Source organism: Phenylobacterium sp. SCN 70-31 (assembly GCF_001724605.1).
In the GTDB taxonomy this organism is placed as follows: Bacteria; Pseudomonadota; Alphaproteobacteria; order Caulobacterales; family Caulobacteraceae; genus Phenylobacterium.
In genome coordinates, this window is record NZ_MEEX01000016.1 from 1 (window position 1) to 15,384 (window position 15,384).

Below are 15,384 nucleotides of genomic sequence, written 5' to 3' on the forward strand. Positions count from 1 at the left end.
AGCCCGCGGAGAGACGCGGAAGGCGAAGCTGCGCTTTCCGCGCCCTTCCGCGTTTTCCGCGGTCCCATGACCGAGCCTCCGCTCCCGCGGAGGCTCAGGGCGCACGGCCCGTTGCGGCCCCTTCCGTGTTTTCCGTGTCTTCCGTGGTTCCAGAAAGACTCAGCGCCCACAGCCCCGGCGCCACGGGGGTGTCACCGAGCCGCCGATCGGCTTACTAACATTTAATGCAAGCTATCTTGCGTCACTCAGTACCTTGCCGTACCTCATGGACGAGCAAGGAGGCGCAAGAGCGTGCCTGAGGCCATCGAGATCCAACTGAAGAAGGGCGCGCTGGAACTCTGCGTCCTGGCGCTCCTGTCCCACCAGGACAGCTACGCCTACGAGATCGCCAGCCGCCTCGCCGACGCCATCGGCATGGGCGAAGGCACAATCTATCCGCTGATGCGCCGCCTCCAGGGCGACGGACTCGTCGAGACCTATCTGGTCGAGAGCCCGTCCGGCCCGCCGCGCAAATACTACCGGCTCTCCGAGAGCGGCCGGAAGACTTTCGAGGGCCAGAAGGACGCCTGGACGTCCTTCTCCGGCGCCGTGGACCAGATCGTATTCGGAGGGGCCGAATGACACGTCAGGCGTTCATCGCCCGGTTGCGCGAAGGCCTTCGGGGCCTGCCGCCGCAGGCCGTGGCCGACATCGTGGCCGATTACGAGGCCCATTTCACCGACGGCGAGGCCGCCGGGCGCACCGAAGCCGAAGTGGCCGCGGCCCTGGGCGACCCCGATCGCCTGGCCCGCGAGATCCGCGCCGAGAGCTCCCTGAACCGCTGGCGCGAGGAACGCACCGCCTCCTCCGCTGCGGCGGCGGTCTTCGCCGTCATCGGCCTGGGCGCCATCGACATCCTGGTGCTGCTGCCCATTCTCATGGGCGTGGCCAGCGCCATGATCGCCGTGGCGGTCGCCGCCATCGTCGCCTTCTTCGCCGGCGCCGTGGTGTTCGCGGCCGGGCCGTTCCTCGCCCCGCCCGGCGGACCGGTGGCCGCCGTCCTGGCCGGCATCGGCATCATGGCCGGGTCGGCGTCGGCGGGCGCGGTGCTGACCATCCTGTCGATCGGCCTGATCAACGCGCTGGTCTGGTACGGCCGCCTTCACTACCGGCTGCTGAAGCCGGCGCTCGAACCCCAGAATGCTGCAAGCCAGGGCTGAGGAGCACACCATGATCCGCACCCTCGTCATGATCGCCGTCGCCGGCTTCGTCCTCTCGGTCGGCGCCATCTCGGCCGCGGTCGCCATCGGCGGACCCGACCTGGTCGCCCGCGGCGGCTGGAGCGCCGTCTCGGGCAAATGGAGTCCATGGCGCGGCTGGAACGCCGATTGGGACGGGAACTGGGACGTCGAGTGGAAGCACGACCGCGACGGCTCGGGCGCCCCAGGCGGCATGGGCGGGCCGGGCGACACGGACGGACCCGAGACCACGCGCACCCTCGACTGGAGCGGCGCCGACAGCCTCGACATCGATCTGCCCGCCGACGTCCGCTACATCCAGCAGGCCGGTCCCGGCCGGGTCGAAGTCACGGGGCCGCAACGGGCGGTCGAACGCGTGGTCGTCCGCGGCGACAGCATCCGCTACGACCAGGGGCGGCGCTGGAGCCGGCCCAAGCTCACCATCGTGGTGCGTGCGCCCGACGTCCGCAGCTTCGACGTCTCGGGCCGCAACACCCTGTCCATCGAAGGCTATCGCCAGGCGCGCCTCAGCCTCGAGGTCTCGGGCGACGCGTCGGTGAAGGCCGAGGGCCAGGCCGACGAGGTGAGCCTGGAGGCGTCGGGCAGCGCTCGCGCGGACCTCGGCCGGCTCAAGGCCAAGGGCGCCGACGCCGAGGTCTCGGACGCGGCCGAAGCCTTGCTCGCCCCTGCCGACTGGGCGCGGCTGGAGGTCTCGGGGGCAGCCGACGTGCGATTGCTGACCAACCCGCCGCGACTGGAAAGCGACGTCTCGGGCGCCGGCCGCGTCCGCCGTGACGGCGCCTCCACTCCGGCTGGCGAGGCGTCCCGAGGCGAGGCGCTCTGAGACGAGGTGCTCTGAGACGGGCCGTCAGGCCGGGACGAACTTCAGCGCCACGCCGTTGTTGCAGTAGCGCAGACCCGTCGGTCGCGGCCCATCCTCGAAGACGTGGCCGTGATGTCCCAGACACCGGGCGCAGTGGTACTCGGTGCGGGCCACGCCGATCCTGTAGTCGGTCTTGGTTCCCAGCACGCCCGGCAGCGGCCGGTAGAAGCTGGGCCAGCCCGTGCCGCTCTCGAACTTGGTCGCCGAACTGAACAGGGCCAGGTCGCAGCCCAGGCAGTGGTAAGTCCCCTTGCGCTTCTCGCGGTTCAGCGGGCTGGTTCCCGCCCGCTCGGTGTCCTCGTGGCGCAGGACGCGATAGGCGGCGGCCGGCAGGCGCTTGCGCCATTCGGCGTCGGTGACCCGCCGCCAGGGCGAGTCCGCGTAGGCGTCGGGCTTCGCGGCCTGGGCGGGCGACACCGCTGCCGCGGCGGTGAAGCCGGCGGCCGCCACGAGCAGCCGGCGGCGGTCGATGGAAGGACGGTCGGGATGGGGACGGGTCGGAACCATGCCGGGATTACGCCTCCGGGGCGATCGGGGATGCAAGCCGACATCGCCGCATTCCTGCGGCGAAACCGTGGCTCAGGGCCTCCAGAGGTAGCGCACGTCCGGTGTCCGCTCCTCGTTGCCCTCGCCGTCCGTGAACTCGACCGCACGGAAGCCGCGGGCCTCGTAGAAGCGGCGCGCCCGGGCGTTGGCCTGGAAGGTCCAGAGCTGCTTCGGCGTCCCATCCGCCAGCGCGGCGTCCAGCAGGGCCGGCCCGATCCCCTGCCCTTGCCGGTCGGGATCGACGTACAGATGGTCGATCCAGCCATCGCGCCAGGCCACGAAGCCCGCGATCCCGTCGCCCGCCTCGGCGACCCGGACGGCGCACTCGGGCAGCACCCGGCCGGCCACGAACGCCAGATCCTCCTGGGGCGTATGGAGTTCCGGCAGGAACGGCAGCGACGTCCTGAGCGTACGCCGCAGCAGGGCCGCGATGGCCGGCGCGTCGTCGGCCGTCGCCGGCCGCAACGTCACAGGCCCGCGCCCTCGGGCAGGCCCAGCATCAGGTTGAGGTTCTGGACGGCGGCGCCCGACGCGCCCTTGCCCAGGTTGTCCAGAACGGCCGTCAGCCGCGCCTGGCTTCCATCGGCCGACCCGAACACGAACAGCCGCATCCGGTTCGTCCCGTTCAGCGCCTCGGGATCCAGATCGCGGACATAGTTCGCCGCCCCGGCGCGGGCCTTCTGAAGCTCGGCGCAGTCCTCGCGGCTCGCGACCTCCACGAACGCCTCGCCCGCATAGGCCGCGGCCAGGGCGGCGTGCAGGTCGTCCGGCGATGGCCGGCCCGGCAGCGCCCGGAGCTGAAGCGGAACCTCCACCAGCATCCCCTGGGCGTACCGGCCGACGGACGGCGCGAACACCGGCGGATGGGTGAGGCCCGCGTGGAGCTGCATCTCGGGCAGGTGCTTGTGCGCCATGGGCAGGCCATAGGCGCGGAAGGCGTCGCGGGTCCCCTCGGGCGCCGACGCCTCGAACTCGGCGATCAGCCCCTTGCCGCCGCCCGAATACCCCGAGATCGCATTGACCGTGACCGGGAAGTCGGCCGGAACCAGGCCCGCCGCCACCAGCGGCCGCATCAGGCCGATGAAGCCTGTCGGGTAGCAGCCCGGGTTGGCGACCCGGGTCGAGCCCTGGATCTCGGCGCGCTGGCCCTTCGACATCTCGGCGAAGCCATAGGCCCAGCCCGGCGCCGTGCGGAACGCCGTCGAGGCGTCCACCACCTTCACGCGGTTGGACGCGATCATCGACACCGCCTCGCGCGACGCGTCGTCGGGCAGGCACAGCACCACGGCGTCGGCCGCGTTCAGCAGTTCGCGCCGCGCCTCGGCGTCCTTGCGCCGCTCGGGATCGATGGACAGGACCTCGAGGTCCGGACGGGCCGCCAGCCGGTCGCGGATCTGGAGCCCCGTGGTGCCGGCTTCGCCGTCGATGAAGACTGTGTGGGCCATACAGGCCTCCGGAAAGCTTAAGGACGCCTCGGTCGTCCGAAGCGCCCTGCAAGGGTCGTCGTGTGGCGCGGACTGCATATACCGCAAGATGGGAAAGATCACGCGCCGACGTGGACGAGGCTCACGAGGTCGCCAACAGGCGTCAAGGCGCCTGCGTGATGTGGTCTTCGACCGTTCTGGCGGCCACGCTCGCGAGAGCCTTCAGCGCCTCTTCCATCAGGCCGCGCACAATGTCCCCCGCCGGCTCGACCCTGTTCGTGAACGCGCCCGCGGGCCCGAACGAGACGATGCCGGCGTTGGTGTCCCCCTTCAGATAGACTTGCTCCTTCGTCCGTGACGACAGGATGAGATCACCGTAGTCGCGATGCGCCTTCGCCACACCGGCGAGTTCCAGGTCCCGCACCTGCACGGCGGCGTCGTTCCGCAGCACCCGCCAGGTGCTGAGGTGCGCCATGATCGGTATCGAGGCGTGCTCATCCGACTCGATGATGCGTTGCTTGAGCGCATCGTGGGCCCAGACTTCGGTCGCCGCCATGAACCGGCTCCCCATGACCACAGCGTCGGCGCCCATCGCCAGAGCCGCCGCGATCTGCGCGCCGCTTCCGATCCCGCCGCCGAGCACGAGGGGAGTCCTCTCGAGCCGCTCGAGCGCGAACGCGCCGTTCACGAAGGTCGAAAGCTGGTTGAACCCCGGGTGGCCGCCCTCCTCCATCCCGACGAGCGCCACCGCGTCGACGCCGAGGCGCTCGGCCGAGAGGGCGTGGCGGACGCTGGGGCACTTGTGGAGCAGCAGTCCCCCGGCGTCATGGATCACCGGGACGATCTGATCCGGAGAGTTGCCGGCCGACTCGAAGTGCCGAACGCCTTCCTCGAGCGCGATGCGGATGTGGTCGACGATCTCGGCGTTCTGCGCCGCGCGACTGGCGAATGTGAGATTCACACCGAACGGCCTACCGCCCGTGAGCTCCCGGCAAAGACGCAGTTCCTTGCGATAGTCCTCAAGGGTGTCGAACGAGCGCGGCGTGATGTAGCCCATGCCCCCCGCATTCACGACGGCGGCGACGATCCGGGCGTCGGACAGATGCATCATCCCGCCCAGCAGTATGGGATGTTCGATGCCGAAGAGTTCGGTGATCCGCGTCCGGATTCGACGTGCCGCCATAGTCCGCCTTGCCTCTTCGCCGGGCGCGTCAGCCTGACGCGCCCTCTCCAATTGTATTTTCCTGATCGAACCCCAGACCGATCGGTTCAGGTTCCACGCCAGCCACGTATGGGGCGATGATGGAACGGGGCGCCGACTGTCGCGGACGTTTCGCGGGTCACACCTGCGTCCCGGCGGTCAACTCCAGCCCCGGCATGTCGCCGCTGGCCCGCCAGTGGTTGAGCAGATCGATGAACTTCAGCGAGCCGCCCAGGTAGAACCCGTTTCGCGTCGAAACCGCATCGGGCATCCCCTCGTTGTTGTAGTAGCCGGGCGTGCATTCCTGGTCGAAGGATCGCCGCAGCGGGGCGAACGACATCACCTCGTCGACCCATGCGGCCTCGGCCGCCTCGGTCGGCTCCACCGTGGCGATCCGGCGTTCCAGGCAGGTCTTCACGATCCAGGCGACGTGCCGGCTCACCTCGTTCAGCATGTGCGTGAAGTTGGGCGTGTTGGCCTGCTGGGCGTTGCCGAGCACGAAGCAATTGGGAAAACCCCGCGTGTGCACGCCATAGAGGGTGGACGCGCCGTCCTTCCACTTCTCGGACAGGGCGCGGCCGTCGCGGCCATGGATGTCGTAGCCGGCCCGGCGGGCGAAGTCGGTCTGGAACTCGAACCCCGTGGCGTAGATCAGGACATCCAGCGCGTACTCGCGGCCGGCGACCACGACGCCCCGCGGCGTAATGCGGTCCACGCCCCGCCCCTCGGTGTCCACCAGGGTGACGTTCGGGCGGTTGAACGTCGCCAGGTAGTCGTCGTGGAAGCAGGGGCGTTTGCAGAGCTGGTTGTACCAGGGCTTCAGCGCGGCAGCCGTGGCGGGATTCTCGACTATGGCGTCCACCCGGGCGCGGATCTGCTCCATCTTGATGAAATCGGCCCGTTCGCGGCGCGCCAGGGCGTCCGCGTCGGAACCCTCCGCACGACCGATCCGGCCGAGCACCTCGGTCCAGCCGTCATCCACGAGATCCTCGTTGGCGTGGCCACCCGAGACCCACTGGTTGAAGTTGTCCATCCGCGCCTGCTGCCAACCCGGCCCGAGTCCGGCGGCCCAGGCCGGATCGGTCGGCCGGTTGCGACGCTCGTCGATCGACGATGGCGTGCGCTGGAAGACGTAAAGCTCCTTCGCCCAGCGGCCCAGGTGGGGCACGCACTGCACGGCGGTGGCCCCGGTGCCGATGATGCCCACCCGCTTGTCCGACAGGCCGGTCAGACCGCCGTTGGTGTCACCGCCCGTATACGCGTAGTCCCACCGGCTGGTGTGGAAGGTATGGCCCTCGAATGTCTCCACCCCCGGGATACCCGGCAGCTTGGGCCGATGCAGCGGCCCGGTGGACATGCAAACGAAGCGGGCGCGGATCGTGTCGCCGCGATGGGTGGCGGCGTCCCAGCGCCGGGTGCGCTCGTTCCAGTCGAGCGCCGTGATCTCGGTCTGGAACAGGGCGCGCTCGTACAGGCCGTATCGCCGGCCGATGGCGCGGCTGTGCTCGAGGATTTCCGGGCCGTGAGCGTACTTTTCCGTCGGCAGGTAGCCCAGCTCTTCCAGCAGGGGCATGTAGACGTAGGATTCGATGTCGCACTGTGCGCCCGGATAGCGGTTCCAGTACCACGTGCCGCCAAAGTCGCCGGCCTTCTCGACGATGCGGATGTCTTCGACGCCGGCTTCCATCAGACGCGCCGCCGCCAGCAGGCCGCCGAACCCGCCGCCGATCACAAGCACATCGACCGTCTCGTCGCGGGGCTCGCGGTGGAAGCCCGGCGTCACATAGGGATCTTCGAGGTAGCGGGCGACCTCGGCCGCCGCGACCCGGTACTGCCGAGTTCCCTCGGCCCGGAGCCGCTTGTCCCGTTCCTCGCGATACTTCGCGCGCAGCGCCACGGGATCGATCCCGTCCTGCGCCGCCATCGCGCCCTCCGGCTTGTCCACGTTCACCCCCAAGGATTCTACGTTTGAGTGCGCAACGTCACCGGCGAGAAGGTTGCGGTCAAGGAATTTCATCCTTTGCGAGACCTGATGCACTCATTCGTTAAATGAATTCGCAATCGGCGTGATCCGACGCCATGCTGCGATCGCATTGGCCCGCGAGCGCCGCGGCGGCGCGCGCTCCGTTTCATCTTGGAGCGTACGTCCCCGCAGCCCTCTCCACATGTCCCGAGGCGCGTGGCCGTGAGACGAGCCGCTAGACGGGCATCAGCCCGATGCGGGTGAGTTGCGCCAATTCCCCGGCCGCCGCCGCGCGCTCATCGGCGTCCATGGTGTCGAACCACTTCGGAAGCCACTCGAACGCGCCGGGATGCACAGCCAGCGTGGCGCGGGCGTCGGTCTTTCGGATCGTGCCCTCCGCGACCCCGTCGGAAAGCAGCTTCAAGTAGCTGTCCATCAGGCGGCTGGACGACGTGTTGATCTCCTGGCGGACAGCGTCCGGCAGCGCGTCGAAGCCGGCGAGCGGCGCCAGCGGCGCGATGTCCTCGCGCAAGCCGGCCTCGGCCAGGGCGTGGGTCGAAGCGCACAGGGCGTCGATGCGCGAGCCCTCGTAGCGGTGGTTGCGCGCGCCAATGTCCTCATAGAACCGGAAGGCGCGGCGATAGCAGGCGACGACCAGCGATTCCTTGTCGCCGACATTGTGGTAGATCACCTTCTTGGTGACGCCCACCCGGAGCGCGACCTCCTCCAGCGAGGTGGCGTCGACCCCCTTCAGGTTGAACAGCCACGAGGCCGAGGCGAGGAGAGCCTCCTGCTTGGCCGCAGCCAGTGTCTCGGGGTCGAAAACCCGGCCCACCGGCACCTCGGCGGCGGTCAGGTCGTAGGGTCTGTAGGTGGCCGGTGCGGCCCGGTCCGCGGCCATGCCCCAATGCAGCAGCGACTTGATCGCCTCCACCATATGCCGGTGGGAAAGGGGGTCGCTCGTACGCCAGCGCCGGGCCATGGGTATCCACGAAATGACGCCGACGATGGCGGGAGCCACCAGGCCCGCCGCGCAGGGACGCACCTCACCTCGCCGGACGCCGCCGTTCAGGATCTCGGCGATGCTGGCCATGATGGCCTCGTAGAGCCCCAGGATGGTGCTTCGCTGGTCCGGCCTCAGGAAGGCGATTTCGCTGAGCGCGGCGATCTCGGCCTGTCCTTCCGCCAGCATCCCGTCGATGAAGCGGTCGATCACGTCTATCGCGCCACCGGGAGGATGCGAGGCTTCGCTCAGGCGCCGCGCCATGATCTCGCAGGACCGCCGATAGCTCTGGAAGACCAGGTCCTCCTGATCCTCGAAGTAGTAGTAGAGGGCCGCGCGGGAGACCCCGACCCGCTTGGCGATCTCGGCCAGCGACATCTGGGACACACCCCGGCTGTTCAGCGCCTTGGCGGCTTCCTCCAGGACACGGGCGCGTTTCGCACCCCGGGTCGCGCGATCGTCGGCGGGGGAACTCTTCACATTGCGGCCTTCAACATGCAGCGGGTTCTACGTCAACAGCGATAGGTGCACTCAGACGTCAAAATGCTTGACAGCAACTTGACACGCTGATGTAGCATTGCCCCCAGATGTAAAAAACAGACCGGGGAGCCCGCCATTCCGGCGCGGCGCCGGCCATATGCGCCAGCCAATGGCGTGTGGCATCTGAGGGGGAGACCACCATGCGGACCACGCTCCGAATTCTGCTGTGCGCCTCGGCCGCACTGGTGACGCCGGCCATCCTGTCCGCCCCCGCCCTCGCCCAGCCCGGAAACGCCGGAACCGAGGTCGGCGAGTTGGTCGTCACCGCACAGAAGCGGTCCGAAAATCTCCAGGAGGTGCCGGCCTCCATCAGCGCGGTGACCGGCGCGACTCTGGAGGAGCGCGGCATCACCCAGCCCTCGGACCTCCAGTTCGTGGTGCCAAGTATGCAGGCCGGCCGCCTGCTGGGGCAGACTTCGGTCACGATCCGCGGCGTCGGTCTGAACCAGGGCTCGCCGGGCGTGGCGATCCACGTGGACGGCGTCTACCAGCCGCGCCCCTCCATGGGCGATCTCACCCAGGTGGACGTGGAGCGGGTGGAGGTGCTGCGCGGCCCGCAGGGCACCCTGTATGGCCGCAACGCCAACGGCGGGGTGGTCAACTTCATCACCAACGCGCCCAGCGACCGGTTCGAGGGCTACGTCCTCGGCAGCTACGCCTCCTACCAGGACTATCGCCTCCAGGGCGTGGTCAACGTTCCGGTGACGGACCGCCTCGCGGCTCGCCTGGTGGTGGATCGGACCGACCGCAACGAAGGCTTCGTCAAGAACGTGCTTCCGAACGGCCGGGACGTGGACAAAGGCCAGTCGACCGCGGCGCGCCTGCGCATCGGCGCCGAACTGACGGAAGACCTCCGGCTGGACATCTCGGGCTCGGTGCTCACCGCCACGGGTCCGACCTCGTACTTCACCCTGTACAATGCGCCCACCGCCACGGCGATCGCGCGCAACCCCTACCTCGCGAACATCGTCGTGCCGCTCAAGCCGCGCCGCACGGCCGCCAACGACCGCATCGACCATGATCGCGAGTACTACGGCGGCTCGGTGACCCTGACCTGGCAGTTGGGCGACGCGCAGATCAAGGCCATCAGCGGCTATGCCCGCATCGCCGACCGTGAGTTCCGCGACGACGACGCGATCAATGTCAGCGCCTTCCCGGCCCGCCGCAACGAGCGCAGCCGTACGTTCACGCAGGAACTCAACCTCAGCACCTCGCTGGGACCGATAGATGCGGTTGTGGGCGCCTTCTACATGCGCGACCACAAGTACGAGCAACTCGACTACGACTTCCCGCTCGGCATCGCGCCGCTACCGGCGAACAGCGACCTCTTCTTCGAGACCTACCGCTACCTGTCGCGGGCGACGGCGGTGTTCGGCGACGCCACCTTCAACATCAGCGATCGCGCCCGGATCATGGGCGGCATCCGGGTTTCTCGGGACAAGCAGAGCAACACACAGCGCAACTACCTTCAGTTCGGACCGCTCGCGCCGCGCACCCTCACCTGTCCGCTGCAGACCAACGAAGTCACCTTCAAGTCGACCACCCCACGGATCGGCGCACAGTTCGACGTGTCCGAGGACAGCAACGTCTATGCGACGTTCTCCAAGGGCTTCAAGGTCGGCGGCTTCAACTTGTCGGCCTGCAACCAGCAGTTCCGACCCGAGAAGGTCACGTCCTACGAAGCGGGCTGGAAGAACCGCCTCGGCGGCAATCTCGTGATCAACGCCTCGGCCTTCTATTACGACTACACCGACCTGCAGCTGAACCAGGTGGTGGGCCTGACCTCGCTGATCACCAACGCGGCGGCGGCCAGGATCAAGGGGGTCGAGGTCGAGGGCACGTGGCGGCCCGAGAGCCACTGGACCATCAACGGCAACGTCTCGCTGCTGAGGGCCAAGTTCACCAGCTTCCTGAACGTGGATTCCCTGGCGCCGGCCCTGGGCGCCCAGGACGTCTCCGGCAACTACCTCTCCAATGCGCCCAAGCTTTCCGCCAACCTCGGCGTCGCCTACCGGTCCGATCCGGTCCTGTTCGACGGCCGGATCACGGCGCGGGCCGATCTCAGCTACCGCAGCAAGATCTACTTCCGCGAGTTCAACGACGCCCTCGACCAGCAGGACGCCTACGCCGTCCTCAACGCCTCGCTGATCTGGGACAGCCCCGACGACACCTACCGGATCAGGCTCTTCGCCACCAACCTGACCGGCGAGGACTACATCGTGCGCATGGGGTCGTCCGACAACTTCGGGGCCCGCTTTGTGAGCTGGGGCGCCCCCCGGCAGGTGGGCGTCGAGTTACGGGCGAACTTCTAGAGCGGCGCGCGGATGGAGGACAGGCCATGCGCATCGCCGTCGACCTGAACCGCTGCCAATTCTACGCCCAGTGCTGCTTCCTGGCGCCCGAGGCGTTCCGGCTGGAGGCCGAGCAGGTGCTGGCCTACCACCCACACCCGGACGACGCCCTGCGGGAAAAGGTCGTCCGCGCCGCGGCCGCCTGCCCCACGGGAGCGATCCTGATCGACCATCGCGACCTGTCGCGATGAGCGACCATATCCTCATCGTGGGGGCGTCTCTGGCGGGCCTGCGGGCCGCCGAGGCGGTGCGCGGCGCGGGCTTCGCAGGCCGGCTGACGATCGTCGGCGAGGAGCCATGCGCGCCCTATGACCGGCCGCCGCTTTCCAAGCAGGTGTTGAGCGGTTGGGTGGAGGCCGCACAGACCGAACTGCCGGCGCTCCGGCCGGTGGACGCCGATTGGATGCTGGGGATGCGCGCCACGGGGCTGGACCTCGTGGCCCGTAGAGTGCGCCTGTCCGACGGCAGCCGCATCGGCTTCGACCGGCTTCTGGTCGCCACCGGCGCCCGGGCGCGGCGCTGGCCGGTGGCCGCCGAGGCTCGACTGGACGGCGTGACCGTTCTTCGAACCCGCGACGACGCCGCCGCGCTTCGGGTTCGTCTGGCCGCGCGGCCCGAGCGGGTCGTGGTGGTCGGCGGAGGCTTCACCGGCTGCGAGGTCGCCTCGGCCTGCATCGACCTGGGCGCGCCGGTCACGGTGATCGAAGCCCTCGAGGCCCCGCTGCTGTCCGCGCTGGGCGCCACGGTGGGCCGCTACGCCGCCGCCATACAACGCGCGAAGGGCGTGGACCTGCGCACCGGCGTGACCGTGACGGCCCTGGAGGACGATGGCGCCGGTCGCCTCGCCCGTGTCCGGCTGAGCGATGGCCAGGCGGTCGAGACCGCGCTGGCGGTAGTCTGCCTGGGGGCCGCGCCCAACGTGGAATGGCTGGGCGGCTCGGGCCTCGCGGGCTCTCCAAGAGGCCTGCACTGCGACAGCGCCGGCCGGGCGCTGGACGCCGCCGGGCGGCCAGTCGATGGGATCTTCGCCGCCGGCGATGTGGTGCGAATGGATCACCCGGCGTTCCCGGGGCCGCCTCTGCGCACCGAACACTGGGCCAGCGCCTGCGAGCAGGCCGCCGTGGCCGGCGCCAACATCGCGCGCCCGGGTGAGCCCGCACGTCGCATCGCCGCCCTGCCCGGTTTCTGGTCGATGCAGTTCGGCGCCTGTCTCAAGCTGGTCGGCGCGCCGGAGAGAGCGGACCGGACCGCGCTTCTGCATGGTTCGGTCGAGAGCGGCCGGTTTGTCGTCGGCTACGGCCAGGCCGGCCGGTTGGTGGCCGCCGCCGCCGTGGACCATACCCACTGGCTGCCGTTCTACGAGGCCCAGATCGAGGCCGGCGCAGCCTTCCCGCCGACCTTCGCCCGCGTCGATCCACCCGCCGCCGCATGGGATTTCGCCCCATGACCGACGTCGCCGCCGAACCGCGCGTGGACACCCTGATGCAGCGTGTGCTGGACGCCGACAATCGTCACGACCCCTACCCGCTCTACGCCCGGATCCGCAGCCGTCCGGTGTTCCGGGAGCCCGACGGGAGCTATGTGGTCTGCGGGTACGCCGAGGTCTCGGCCCTGCTGCGCGACCCGCGATTGAGCGCCGACCCGGTCAATTCCCCGGCGCCCGTCGGCCCCGGCTTCAGCTTCCTCAACATGGACCCGCCGCAGCACGACCGACTGCGGCGGATGACCATGCGCCACTTCGGCCCGCCCAACGATCCCGGGCGGGTGGAGGCGATGCGCCCGCACCTGCTGACCATGACCACCTCGCTCATCGATGCGCTGAAGGGCCGTGACGAGATCGACCTCGTGGCGGACGTGGCCTATCCGCTGCCGGTCACCGTGGTCGCCGACCTGTTGGGCGTGCCGCGTGAGGACGAGCCCAAGTTCCACGTCTGGGCCGAGGCCATCGTCCAGGCCGCCGACCGCGATCCCCGCGACCGTCGCCCCTCGGAGGGGATCCAGAACGCGCTCGTCGGGCTGGGCGGCTACATGATGGGGCTGATCGAGGCCCGGCGGAGCGCGCCGCGCGACGACATGCTTTCGCGGCTCGTTCACGACGACGGCCCGGACGGCGCCATGAACCCGGCGGAACTCACCACGACCGCGATCCTGCTGCTGCTGGCCGGCCACGAGACCACCGTGAACCTGATCGCCAACGGCATGCTCACCCTGCTGCGGATGCCGGACATGATGCGGCGGCTCAGGGAAGAGCCCGGCATCGAGATCCCCATGGTCGAGGAACTCCTCCGCTACGAGCCGCCGGTCCACATGACCTTCCGCTCGACGCTCGCCGATGTCGAGGCGGGCGGCGTGACCATCCCCGCCCGCTCGGCGGTGCGGCTGCTGATCGCCTGCGCGAACCGCGATCCCGCGCGGTTCGAGGACGCCGAGCGTTTCATCCCCGACCGACCGAACAACCAGCACCTGGGCTTCGGCAGCGGGATCCACGCGTGTTTCGGGGCGCCTCTGGCCCGCCTGGAGGGCCAGATCGTGCTGAGGGAACTGGCGCGCCGGCTGGTTGCGCCGCGCCTGGTGGATGACCCGCCGCCCTACCGGATCAATCCCGCCCTGCGCGGGCCCCGCAGCCTCAGAGTGCAGATCGAGGGCGTCGTCGACTGACGCCCCCTCAGTCCCGCTTCAGGACGTGGGCGTAGCAGACCGATCCCAGGCCCACCATGTGGGCCAAGCCGACCTTCGCGCCCTTGTGCTGGCGTGCGCCGGCCTCGCCACGGAGCTGGGTGACCACCTCCGCCACCTGACCGACGCCGGTCGGACCGATGGGATGGCCCATGGCGATGAGACCGCCTGAAGGACTGACCGCGCACTGGCCGCCGATGTCGAACGCGCCGTCCTTCAGCAGGTGGATCGCCTGGCCCTCGCCGCACAGGCCGGCGGCTTCGGCGTAGAGCAGTTCCTCGATGGTGAAGGCGTCGTGCACCTCCAGCACGTCGAGATCGGCCCCCTTGATCTGGGCCTGAGCGAGGGCGCGGGCGATCACGTCCCGGGTGAGAGAGGCGTCGGCGTCGTTGCCGGCGCCCACCGTCTCGCTTCCGACCGCCGACGCCGTGACGCGGATCGCCCGACCGGTGTCGACCCCCAGCCGACGGATGGCGTCCTCCGAAGCCAGAATCACCGCCGAGGCGCCTTCGCCGACGGGGCAGCACTGGAGCGAGGTCAGCGTTCCGGAGATCCGCTTGCCGCCCAGCACCTCGTCGAGCGTCCGGGCCTTCTGGCGCTGGGCGTTGGGGTTCTTCGCGCCGTTGCCGTGGTTCTTCACCGCGACCAGGGCCACGTCTTCCGGCGAAACGCCGTTGCGGGCCGCGTACTGGTTGGTCAGCAGGGCGAAGTGCGTGAAGGCGACGAACGCGTCTTCCGCCAGCCCGCCCAGGCCCGATCCGGTGCGCGGCCGCGGAATCACCTTGTCGATGCCGAGCGCCACGGCGGTTTCGGCCATCCCGCTGGCCACCTCCAGGCAGGCCGCACGGAAGGCCGCCGAACCCGAGGCCGAGGCGTTCTCGATATGCACGAGCTGGAGGCCCGTGGCCCCGAGATGGCGCAGCATCGGCCGCCCCGAGGCCATGCCGAGCAGGGCTGTGCCGATGAAGGCGGCGTCCACCGCCGGCCACTCCACGCCCGCATCGGCCAGCGCCTGGCGCACCGCCGTCAGCCCGAGGGTCACATAGGGCTCCTCGGTGGCGTAGCGGTATGGATGCCAGCCGACGCCGATGGCGTAGACCGGCCGCAGATCGCCCAGCGCCCTCACGCCGCCACCTCGAAGCGCATGTCGCGGACCCGCTCGCCCGGTTCTCTGCCATCCACCTCGACCAGCACCGCACGGACCGCACGGCCGGGCTGAGGCGGATCGCCCACGCTGGCCAGCAGGGTCCGGATCACCGGGCCGTCATCCAGCTTCACGACGCAGACGTCGAACGGCGCCTGTCGGCCCTTGCCCGCGTGCAGGTGGACGGTGGCGGAGGCCACGATACTGCCCGAACCGCTCAGTCGCCGGGGATGAAGGTCCGCGCCATGGCGACCGCAGACCTCGCAGCCGAAGGTCTGCCACGGAAAGAACACGTGACCGCACTCGCACGCGCCTCCGCTCAGCCAGATCGCGCCTTCCTCACCCTCTTCGTAGAGCTCCGGCTTCAGTCGCGGAACGCCGACCATGCAATCCTCCGTCCTCGAATTTGTTTGTTGACGACACAACAAACATAACG

The 15,384-nt window shown here is 69.5% G+C and carries 15 protein-coding genes; 7 read left to right on the forward strand and 8 right to left on the reverse strand.

All coding sequences use genetic code 11. From position 1 onward, the window contains the following. Nucleotides 1–291 precede the first annotated feature (291 nt). From ABS78_RS13120 to ABS78_RS13130, 3 genes are read left to right on the forward strand one after another with little or no spacing between them, the layout of a single operon-like run. A complete protein-coding gene (locus ABS78_RS13120) occupies nt 292–621 on the forward strand; it encodes a PadR family transcriptional regulator (RefSeq protein WP_293379742.1) in 330 nt (109 codons plus the stop codon). Beyond that, a complete protein-coding gene (locus tag ABS78_RS13125) occupies nt 618–1,199 on the forward strand; it encodes a DUF1700 domain-containing protein (protein WP_293379745.1) in 582 nt (193 codons plus the stop codon). The genes ABS78_RS13120 and ABS78_RS13125 overlap by 4 nt, the downstream gene beginning before the upstream one ends. A 10-nt stretch (nt 1,200–1,209) precedes the next feature. Then, nucleotides 1,210–2,061 (forward strand): DUF2807 domain-containing protein, encoded by an 852-nt coding sequence (locus ABS78_RS13130; protein WP_293379748.1) that lies wholly within the window; start codon nt 1,210–1,212, stop codon nt 2,059–2,061. Between the two features lie 24 nt (nt 2,062–2,085). Here the strand turns inward: ABS78_RS13130 and msrB are convergent, their stop codons facing one another. The 6 genes from msrB to ABS78_RS13160 form a co-directional block, all read right to left on the reverse strand. Next, nucleotides 2,086–2,607, reverse strand: coding sequence for a peptide-methionine (R)-S-oxide reductase MsrB (gene msrB, locus ABS78_RS13135; protein WP_293379751.1), 522 nt, complete (start codon nt 2,605–2,607; stop codon nt 2,086–2,088). Between the two features lie 72 nt (nt 2,608–2,679). Beyond that, nucleotides 2,680–3,117, reverse strand: coding sequence for a GNAT family N-acetyltransferase (locus ABS78_RS13140; protein WP_293379754.1), 438 nt, complete (start codon nt 3,115–3,117; stop codon nt 2,680–2,682). Continuing rightward, the gene (gene argC, locus ABS78_RS13145; protein ID WP_293379757.1) at nt 3,114–4,091 is read right to left on the reverse strand and encodes an N-acetyl-gamma-glutamyl-phosphate reductase; all 978 of its coding nucleotides are present in this window, start codon (nt 4,089–4,091) and stop codon (nt 3,114–3,116) included. The genes ABS78_RS13140 and argC overlap by 4 nt, the downstream gene beginning before the upstream one ends. Before the next feature lie 142 nt (nt 4,092–4,233). Then, nucleotides 4,234–5,253: a nitronate monooxygenase gene (locus ABS78_RS13150; protein ID WP_293379760.1), complete on the reverse strand. Its 1,020-nt coding sequence runs from the start codon at nt 5,251–5,253 to the stop codon at nt 4,234–4,236. A 157-nt stretch (nt 5,254–5,410) separates the two neighbouring features. Beyond that, nucleotides 5,411–7,216, reverse strand: coding sequence for an NAD(P)/FAD-dependent oxidoreductase (locus tag ABS78_RS13155; RefSeq protein ID WP_293379763.1), 1,806 nt, complete (start codon nt 7,214–7,216; stop codon nt 5,411–5,413). Nucleotides 7,217–7,469: 253 nt separating this feature from the next. Then, entirely contained in the window at nt 7,470–8,717 is a 1,248-nt protein-coding gene (locus ABS78_RS13160) for a TetR/AcrR family transcriptional regulator (protein ID WP_293379766.1), read from the reverse strand. A 200-nt stretch (nt 8,718–8,917) separates the two neighbouring features. Between ABS78_RS13160 and ABS78_RS13165 the strand changes: the two genes are divergently transcribed. Genes ABS78_RS13165 through ABS78_RS13180 form a run of 4 tightly spaced genes read left to right on the forward strand, consistent with a single transcriptional unit; the run spans nt 8,918 to nt 13,786 of the window. Next, nucleotides 8,918–11,089 (forward strand): TonB-dependent receptor, encoded by a 2,172-nt coding sequence (locus ABS78_RS13165; protein ID WP_293379769.1) that lies wholly within the window; start codon nt 8,918–8,920, stop codon nt 11,087–11,089. Nucleotides 11,090–11,115: 26 nt separating this feature from the next. Further along, on the forward strand, nt 11,116–11,319 hold the full coding sequence (locus ABS78_RS13170) for a ferredoxin (RefSeq protein ID WP_293379772.1): 204 nt from the start codon (nt 11,116–11,118) through the stop codon (nt 11,317–11,319). After that, complete coding sequence (locus ABS78_RS13175) at nt 11,316–12,575, forward strand: FAD-dependent oxidoreductase (protein WP_293379775.1); 1,260 nt, start codon at nt 11,316–11,318, stop codon at nt 12,573–12,575. Before ABS78_RS13170 ends, ABS78_RS13175 begins: the two co-directional genes overlap by 4 nt. Then, nucleotides 12,572–13,786: a cytochrome P450 gene (locus ABS78_RS13180; RefSeq protein WP_293379778.1), complete on the forward strand. Its 1,215-nt coding sequence runs from the start codon at nt 12,572–12,574 to the stop codon at nt 13,784–13,786. Before ABS78_RS13175 ends, ABS78_RS13180 begins: the two co-directional genes overlap by 4 nt. A gap of 7 nt (nt 13,787–13,793) precedes the next feature. On the opposite strand, the gene ABS78_RS13185 is transcribed toward ABS78_RS13180, so the two are convergent. Both ABS78_RS13185 and ABS78_RS13190 read right to left on the reverse strand, forming a co-directional pair. Further along, the gene (locus tag ABS78_RS13185; protein ID WP_293379781.1) at nt 13,794–14,930 is read right to left on the reverse strand and encodes a thiolase family protein; all 1,137 of its coding nucleotides are present in this window, start codon (nt 14,928–14,930) and stop codon (nt 13,794–13,796) included. Beyond that, nucleotides 14,927–15,334: a hypothetical protein gene (locus ABS78_RS13190; RefSeq protein ID WP_293379784.1), complete on the reverse strand. Its 408-nt coding sequence runs from the start codon at nt 15,332–15,334 to the stop codon at nt 14,927–14,929. The genes ABS78_RS13185 and ABS78_RS13190 overlap by 4 nt, the downstream gene beginning before the upstream one ends. Nucleotides 15,335–15,384: the final 50 nt, after the last annotated feature.

Excerpts from the sequence above, each read along its gene's own strand:
- ABS78_RS13125 (WP_293379745.1), top strand. The coding sequence starts at position 618 with ATGACACGTCAGGCGTTCATCGCCCGGTTGCGCGAAGGCCTTCGGGGC.
- ABS78_RS13130 (WP_293379748.1), top strand. The coding sequence starts at position 1,210 with ATGATCCGCACCCTCGTCATGATCGCCGTCGCCGGCTTCGTCCTCTCG.
- msrB (WP_293379751.1), bottom strand. The coding sequence starts at position 2,607 with ATGGTTCCGACCCGTCCCCATCCCGACCGTCCTTCCATCGACCGCCGC.
- argC (WP_293379757.1), bottom strand. The coding sequence starts at position 4,091 with ATGGCCCACACAGTCTTCATCGACGGCGAAGCCGGCACCACGGGGCTC.
- ABS78_RS13150 (WP_293379760.1), bottom strand. The coding sequence starts at position 5,253 with ATGGCGGCACGTCGAATCCGGACGCGGATCACCGAACTCTTCGGCATC.
- ABS78_RS13165 (WP_293379769.1), top strand. The coding sequence starts at position 8,918 with ATGCGGACCACGCTCCGAATTCTGCTGTGCGCCTCGGCCGCACTGGTG.
- ABS78_RS13170 (WP_293379772.1), top strand. The coding sequence starts at position 11,116 with ATGCGCATCGCCGTCGACCTGAACCGCTGCCAATTCTACGCCCAGTGC.
- ABS78_RS13175 (WP_293379775.1), top strand. The coding sequence starts at position 11,316 with ATGAGCGACCATATCCTCATCGTGGGGGCGTCTCTGGCGGGCCTGCGG.
- ABS78_RS13180 (WP_293379778.1), top strand. The coding sequence starts at position 12,572 with ATGACCGACGTCGCCGCCGAACCGCGCGTGGACACCCTGATGCAGCGT.
- ABS78_RS13190 (WP_293379784.1), bottom strand. The coding sequence starts at position 15,334 with ATGGTCGGCGTTCCGCGACTGAAGCCGGAGCTCTACGAAGAGGGTGAG.